At 64.7% G+C, this 6,321-nt stretch carries 5 protein-coding genes; all 5 read right to left on the bottom strand.

The genetic code is table 11. The features are described from left to right. Positions 1 to 51: 51 nt before the first annotated feature. The 5 genes from ABSG20_RS26685 to soxC all read right to left on the bottom strand — a co-directional run bounded on the left by ABSG20_RS26685 (position 52) and on the right by soxC (position 5,771). A complete protein-coding gene (locus ABSG20_RS26685; RefSeq protein ID WP_423867478.1) occupies positions 52 to 1,995 on the bottom strand; it encodes a serine hydrolase domain-containing protein in 1,944 nt (647 codons plus the stop codon). Between the two features lie 102 nt (positions 1,996 to 2,097). Continuing rightward, positions 2,098 to 2,454 (bottom strand): toxin-antitoxin system HicB family antitoxin, encoded by a 357-nt coding sequence (locus ABSG20_RS26680; protein ID WP_423867477.1) that lies wholly within the window; start codon positions 2,452 to 2,454, stop codon positions 2,098 to 2,100. 97 nt (positions 2,455 to 2,551) lie between these two features. Then, complete coding sequence (locus ABSG20_RS26675; RefSeq protein WP_423867476.1) at positions 2,552 to 3,682, bottom strand: FUSC family protein; 1,131 nt, start codon at positions 3,680 to 3,682, stop codon at positions 2,552 to 2,554. Positions 3,683 to 4,006: 324 nt separating this feature from the next. Further along, positions 4,007 to 4,534, bottom strand: coding sequence for a c-type cytochrome (locus ABSG20_RS26670; protein WP_423867480.1), 528 nt, complete (start codon positions 4,532 to 4,534; stop codon positions 4,007 to 4,009). Between the two features lie 22 nt (positions 4,535 to 4,556). Beyond that, positions 4,557 to 5,771: a sulfite dehydrogenase gene (gene soxC / locus ABSG20_RS26665; RefSeq protein ID WP_423867479.1), complete on the bottom strand. Its 1,215-nt coding sequence runs from the start codon at positions 5,769 to 5,771 to the stop codon at positions 4,557 to 4,559. Between the last annotated feature and the right edge of the window lie 550 nt (positions 5,772 to 6,321).

The following is a 6,321-nucleotide window of genomic DNA, read 5'->3' as shown; positions in this document are numbered from 1 at the left end:
TGCGATCATCGACGATCGCCGAGCGACGCCGAAGCCGCCTTCAATTCGTCGCTAATAATTCAATGTTTTTCCGGCAACATGGAACGCGAGGAAGAACCAGGCCAGCACCAGGCTGCTTAAGGCCAAAAGCGCGTGATGCACCCGCGACCATCGGCTGCCGACGCCGTTGCGCCAGAATTTGATCGCGGCCCATAGCGAGGCAAGCGCGCCGAACACCCCGAGCCATGCCAGCGCATAGAGCGCGAGCAGCACGGGATCCAGCGCGGCATTGAAGATCGTGAGGTCTGTGCTCTTCACAAACAGCACCGCGCTCGCAGCGATCACGACCGTATCGACCAGCAGGACCAGCCGGACCATGAGGAAGTCGCGCCGGTCCCCGCGATCCCGGCTCCATGGCTTGTTGCGCCAGCGGCGCTGGAGCGCGGCGAACGGCCAGGCCAGGAGCGACAGAGGACCGAGCAGCAGACTGACGACGAAGGCGGGAGCGATCCACCTGACATCGGCGGTCCAGGGCACCCGTTGCAGGCGAAAGGCCGGCGCGGCCAAGTAGGACCCTGAGCCGCCGCCATCCACAAAGGCAAAGCGCCCGCCTTGCGGCCCCTCGTAGAGATCGCGTTCAACGCGCTTCAACCTGGCGCCAGCGCCGAACGGCCAGATCGCGGGAAATCTTCTGGCCTCCCCGGTGCCGTCGATCCGGATGACAATCTGCGACAATAGCGCGCTCAATCGCACGAAGGACGACTCCGCGCGCCGGCTGGTCTGGTAGATGCCGGCAACGTCAGCGCCTCCCGGGAAGCCGGCGGCGCGCGCATCAGCCGCTTGGGGTGCTTCGGGCAGAAAGCGCCGCGCGATCGCCGCCGCGGGATTGGGGATCTCATTGAAGTCGCTCGCGCTCCTGATCTCGCCGATGCCGTCGCGCGACACGAAAACGCCAATACCCTGCTCGGTGAAAATCGTCAGAGTGCTGAAGAAGGTCATGGTCGCGCCATCGTGACCAATTGCGTCGTGACCGGCGAGCTTGGTTCCGAAGAACACCAGGCCGAGATATCCGGCCGGCGTCGCGTAAGCTGGCGCCATCATCTGGTCGAGCCGCGCCTTGGGCAGGATGCGAACGCCGTCGAGCTCGCCGCCATTGATCAGCGCGCGGACGAAGCGGCCCATGTCATCGGCGGTCGCCGAAAGCCCGCCGGCCGGGCTGGCGGCGATGGTTTCGAAATAGGCCTGCGGCGGCTTGTCGGCGCTTTGGTAACCTCTCGCCATCAGCGGCGCCAGATCGTCCGGCAAGGGCTGGCGGAACGTCGAATGGGTCATGCCAAGCGGACCCAGAAGGTGCCGTTGCATGTAGTCAGCGAAGGGCTCGCCGGACATGCGTTCGACGATATAGCCGGCGAGCGCCATGCCATAATTGGAGTAAGCCTCGACATCGCCACTAGGGAACAGCCGGCGCGGCAGGTTGTCCGCAATCCAGCGCCCGAGCGGGGTGGGCTCGCGATCTCGCGAGAACAATCCCTTGGCATGTTCCTCGAAGCCGGCGCGATGGGTCATTAGCCGGCGCAGCGTGACCGGCACGCCGCCCGGCGGCGTCGCAATGACAAAATCGATATAATCATTGACGTCACGATCGAGATCGAGCTTGCCCTGCTCGACCAGTTGCATCACCGCAATGCCGGTGAACAGCTTCGAGATCGATCCCGGCCGCACCAGCGTGCGATCGGCGGTGAACGGTTTGTTGGCAGCGATGTCGGCCAAGCCATAGCCCCTGGCGAACACGGCCGCCTCGCGCGTCACCACGACCACCACCGCGCCCGGGCCCTTGTGCAGGTCGATCCACTTCTCCATCGGCGGGTCGAGCACGCGGGCGAGATTGTTGGCGTTGAGCTCTTGGGGCGGCAGCGGCGCGGGCGTGTCCGCGTCCGCACCAAAAGCCATCACCGCGAAAGAGAAAGAGAACGAGAGCACGAAGCCCGGAAAGTCGATGACGCGACGCCAACGCATGGAAAATCACTTTCGAGGAACGCCAACGGAATGGTATAAGCCCGACGCATCCAAATTCAATCGGCCGGTCCCGCAAGCGTCGTCAGGAGAACCGAATATCGATCAGTTTCCTTTCAGCCTCCTGGTCGGGCCGTGGTTGTGATTATCTCGACCGTTTCTGCCGACCGCCTCGGCCAGCACGCTCGTCACGAATGCGTTGAGGGAAACGCCTTCTTTGGCCGCGAGGATTTTCAGCTTTTCGTGCAAGGTGCGCGGCGCCCGCTGGCGCCACTGCCCCAATGCCGCGGGGCCCGGGACATCACGTCCCAACTGGCGTGCCGCGTCCTTCCATTCGGCGACGGCGTTCTGCACGTCGGCCAGCGCCGCCTCACGGGTTTCGCCGTCGCCCATGCAGCCGGGTAAGGCTGGCACGGACGCCAGCCAGCCGCCGCCGTCGGCATCCGCCAGAGGCTCTACCAAATTGCATATTCAGTCGGCTTCGCCATCGCTCGCCTTTCCATTTTTCAAGATCGCCAGAGGTTAACAAGGCTCTCATCGAGTAGTCATCATTGGGCCCTCACTCCACCTCCTCCTCCTCGATCTTGCGTGCCTGAACAACCGAAGCATCGGCCCAGACTGCCACGCAGCGTTCGAGGTCTTTCAAATTTTGCCGCATCTGCTCCAGCGAAAATCCCAGCGCGAAGAAGCGTTCGGCAACATCGCCGGCCAGGCCTCTGGTCAGGCCTTCGCTGCGTAGTGCGGCGACCTCCGCGGCATAGGCCTGCAAGGCGCTCTGGACCGGCAAAATCGCGGGCGGCAGCATCCCGCCGCGCAGCGCCGCGGCGCTGGCCCTGAGGTAACCGACAATGGCGTCGGTGACGCGGGCCAGCGGTGCCGCCAGCCGTTGTTGCAATTCGACCGGCAGCGGCACCACGCTGGCCCGCCCGATCATCACGAGGTCATGACGAAGCCGCAGCGTGGTTCGCAATACCGGGCCGGTATAGGGTCCGGACGAGAGCCGCGCGTTGCGCTCGCGCTCCGCTTCGGCGCCAGTGGTATTCAGTCCGACCAGCGCCGCGCCGATGCCGTCCTGCAGCTTGTGCAGAGCGTCGGCATCGCGCCCCCGCGTCAGGCCGGACAGCAACTCGGTAAGGGCGGACGCCATCAGTTCGAGCACCCGCGCCGCCATGAGGCGCACTTGGCTGTGCGCGCGCGACGGCAGCACCAGAAAGGATACCGCAAGGCCCGTCAGCGCGCCGACGGTGACTTCCAGTACCCGATCGATCGCCGACGCCAGCGGGGTGCCATGATTCATCAGCGGCAGCAACAGCACGATAATGGCGGTAACGGTCGCGACATTCAGGCTCGGATTGATGGCGGCCATGAACGCCAACGGCGCCACTGCCAGCACCAGCACCGCGAGCAGCGCGCCCTCGCCGTTGTGTGGAATCAGGATCGCGATAGCCGCCCCATACAGCGCCCCGCCGACGGTTCCGACCAGGTAATCGCGGGTCGCCTTGAGCGACCGCCCGACACTCATCTGGGTGACGATGATGGAAGTCAGAACCGCCCACAGCGGCAGCTTGAGACCGAGCGCCAGCGCGATCACCAGCGCGCCCATCGCCGCCACGGTGACGCGCACGCCGAGGCCAAGCTCGACCTTGCGCGATCGCAGCCATGCGGTGATGGATTTCAACGATGCGGTCATCGCTCACGCCCCGGACCGGACGCGATGGCAACGGCACCTGATCCGGCTTTTGTCGCTGGCAACATGGCCGCAAGAGTAACACCGCATTTTGGCGCCGGGGAGGTGCTGGCGGGCGGCGCTGGCCGAGCCGTTCGGCTAGCTCGCCGCACGGACCGTCATCGGGTAAGGCCGCATTTTCATGACAATATTGAACTGACTGTATGGCAGCATGTTCTGGGACGATCCAGTTTACGTTCCGGCCGGCGCCGCTCTCGCGGCGATTTGGGGCAGGTTTGTCAGCGTCCGCTGAGGCGATGGCGCCGGTCCCCATCCGCCGCACATTCCTCAACAGCCGGTCGTGCAGGCCGGGTTTTTGACGTCGGGCCTGGGATCGCCGACGAACATGCCGCGGTTTGGCATCTTGATCGCGGCAAGCGTCTTGGCATCGAGCGTGGCGTCGGCCGGCAGCAGGCCGTTCAATTTCAGAATGAAGGCGGAGACGGCATAGACGTCGTCATCGCCGAGCGACTGCGGCGCGTTTTGCGGCATTGCGCGGCGGATATAATCGAACAGGGTCGGCGCGTAGGGCCAATAGCTGCCGACGGTTTTGATCGGCTTCTGCGTCGCCAGCGTACCCTGGCCGCCGACCAGGCGGTCGCCGACGGCGCCCTCGCCCTTGGCGCCGTGACAGGACGCGCATTGCACGGAGAATACTTCCTCGCCATGGCTGACGCTGCCGCTGCCGGGCGGCAAATTGCGGCCGTCGCGGCCGATATCGATGTTCCAGCCGTCGATCTCGGCCGGCGTCGCCGCGCGTCCGATGCCATAGGGGCTTTGCGCGCGCGCCGCCGTCGTGCCTGCCAGCGCGACCATGGCAAGGGCTGCGATTGCAAGTTCACGCCGCCGCATTGGTCACCTCGCCGCTTGATGCAATGCGCCAGGGCCAGATCGCATTATTATGGTAGAACGAATTGTCGCCGCGCACCGCGAGCAGTTCGGCCAGGGTCGGCTGGACATAACCGGTCTCGTCGATGGCGCGGCTTTGAATCACGGCGGCCTCGCCGTTCCACTGCCAGGGCAACCGGAAGCGGGTCAAGGCGCGGGTCAACACCGGCTCCTGCAGCTCGGCTTCTCGCCAGCTCTTGCCGTCATCGACCGAGACATCGACGCGTTTGATCTTGCCGTGGCCGCTCCAGGCGATGCCGCCGATCTCGTGAAAGCCGGGCGAGATGAGGCGCTGGCCGCCCGAGGGCCGCGTGATGATGGATTTGGCTTCCATGTAGAAGGTGAACTCGCGCGCGGTGCCGTCCGGCATCAGGTCGGTGTATTTCGAGGTTTCCTCGCGCGAATAAGCGGGCTCAGCTGTGACATGCAGCCGGCGCAGCCATTTGACATTCATGTTGCCTTCGAAACCCGGCAGCAACAGCCGCAGCGGATAGCCCTGCTGCGGGCGCAGCCGCTCGCCATTCTGGCTGTACACCAGCATGGCATCGTCGAGGCATTTCTCGATCGGAACGCTGCGCGTCAGCGCCGCCGCGTCGGCGCCCTCGGCGACCACCCATTTTGCCGAAGGCTGCACGCCCACCTCCTGCAATACCAGTTTCAGGCTGACGCCGGTCCATTCGGCGCAGCTCAGAAGTCCGACCAGATCGGACGCGGTCTTGCCATAGGGTTTGGTATAGACGGGATTGCCGGAGCATTCGAGAAAGTAGATGCGTGACTGCGACGGAAAGCGCCTGATATCCTCCATGGTGAAAATCAGCGGCTTGTCGACCAGGCCATGGAGCATCAGCCGATGCTGCGCGGGGTCGATGGTCGGGACGCCGGCGTGATGGCGTTCGTAGAACAGCCCGTTCGGCGTGATGATGCCATCGAGTTCCTGCAGCGGCGTCCGTCCGGACGCGGACAGATATTGCGGCAGGTTCTTCGGAATGTTCTTGACCACGCCTTTCTCGAAAGCCGAAGGCGTGCCGTAAAGCTGGCTGCCCATGGCATCGCCGGGCGTCTTCATCCATTCGGGAATTTTGGGCGGCAGGTTGTCGGCCCCGGCTGCATCTGTCGCCGCCTGGACTTCGCCGCTCGCAAACCCGCCGATAATGGCGCCTCCCATCAAGGCCCCGCTTTCGCGCAGAAAATGCCGCCGCGATGCCACGGGCAGTTCGTTCTCGACGTCTGTTGGTCCGGCCATCCCTGATCCTCCGTGCAAAAGCGGCGTGCGGGTACTTCATCATAACATCCGCCGACGGTTCAACCGAAGGCATTTCTGGCCGGACGGCCAGTCAAATTCATGGCGGCCGATCCGGCCGCGGCACACGCCCTGATTGTTCCGGAGGGCGGTCCGAAGCAGGACAATCGCGATCTATCTTCATCGAGATGAAAGATCGAAAAGTCGAGCACGGGGAAAGGAAACCCAATCGCCCACGTCCTAAGGCCGGCCGTCAAAACTATTGAATCGGATCTGCTCTTCTCTTCTCCCCTCCCCCCGCGGAGCGACCGCGGAGCGGTGGGGAGGGGTCGGGGGTGGGGGGTCCATCGGCAGGAACCGCTGCTTCGGTGAACGCCGCGCCACCCCCCACCCCCGACCCCTCCCCGCCACGCGCGATGCGCGTGGGCAGGGAAGCTTATGACCTCATGCTGAGTTGCCACCGGCGGCGCCGAGT

This window comes from Bradyrhizobium sp. (assembly GCF_049512235.1).
Classification (GTDB): Bacteria; Pseudomonadota; Alphaproteobacteria; order Rhizobiales; family Xanthobacteraceae; genus Bradyrhizobium.
This window is presented reverse-complemented; position numbering and strand designations above follow the sequence as displayed.

Excerpts from the sequence above, each read along its gene's own strand:
- ABSG20_RS26685 (WP_423867478.1), bottom strand. The coding sequence starts at position 1,995 with ATGCGTTGGCGTCGCGTCATCGACTTTCCGGGCTTCGTGCTCTCGTTC.
- ABSG20_RS26675 (WP_423867476.1), bottom strand. The coding sequence starts at position 3,682 with ATGACCGCATCGTTGAAATCCATCACCGCATGGCTGCGATCGCGCAAG.
- ABSG20_RS26670 (WP_423867480.1), bottom strand. The coding sequence starts at position 4,534 with ATGGTCGCGCTGGCAGGCACGACGGCGGCGCGCGCGCAAAGCCCCTAT.
- soxC (WP_423867479.1), bottom strand. The coding sequence starts at position 5,771 with ATGGGAGGCGCCATTATCGGCGGGTTTGCGAGCGGCGAAGTCCAGGCG.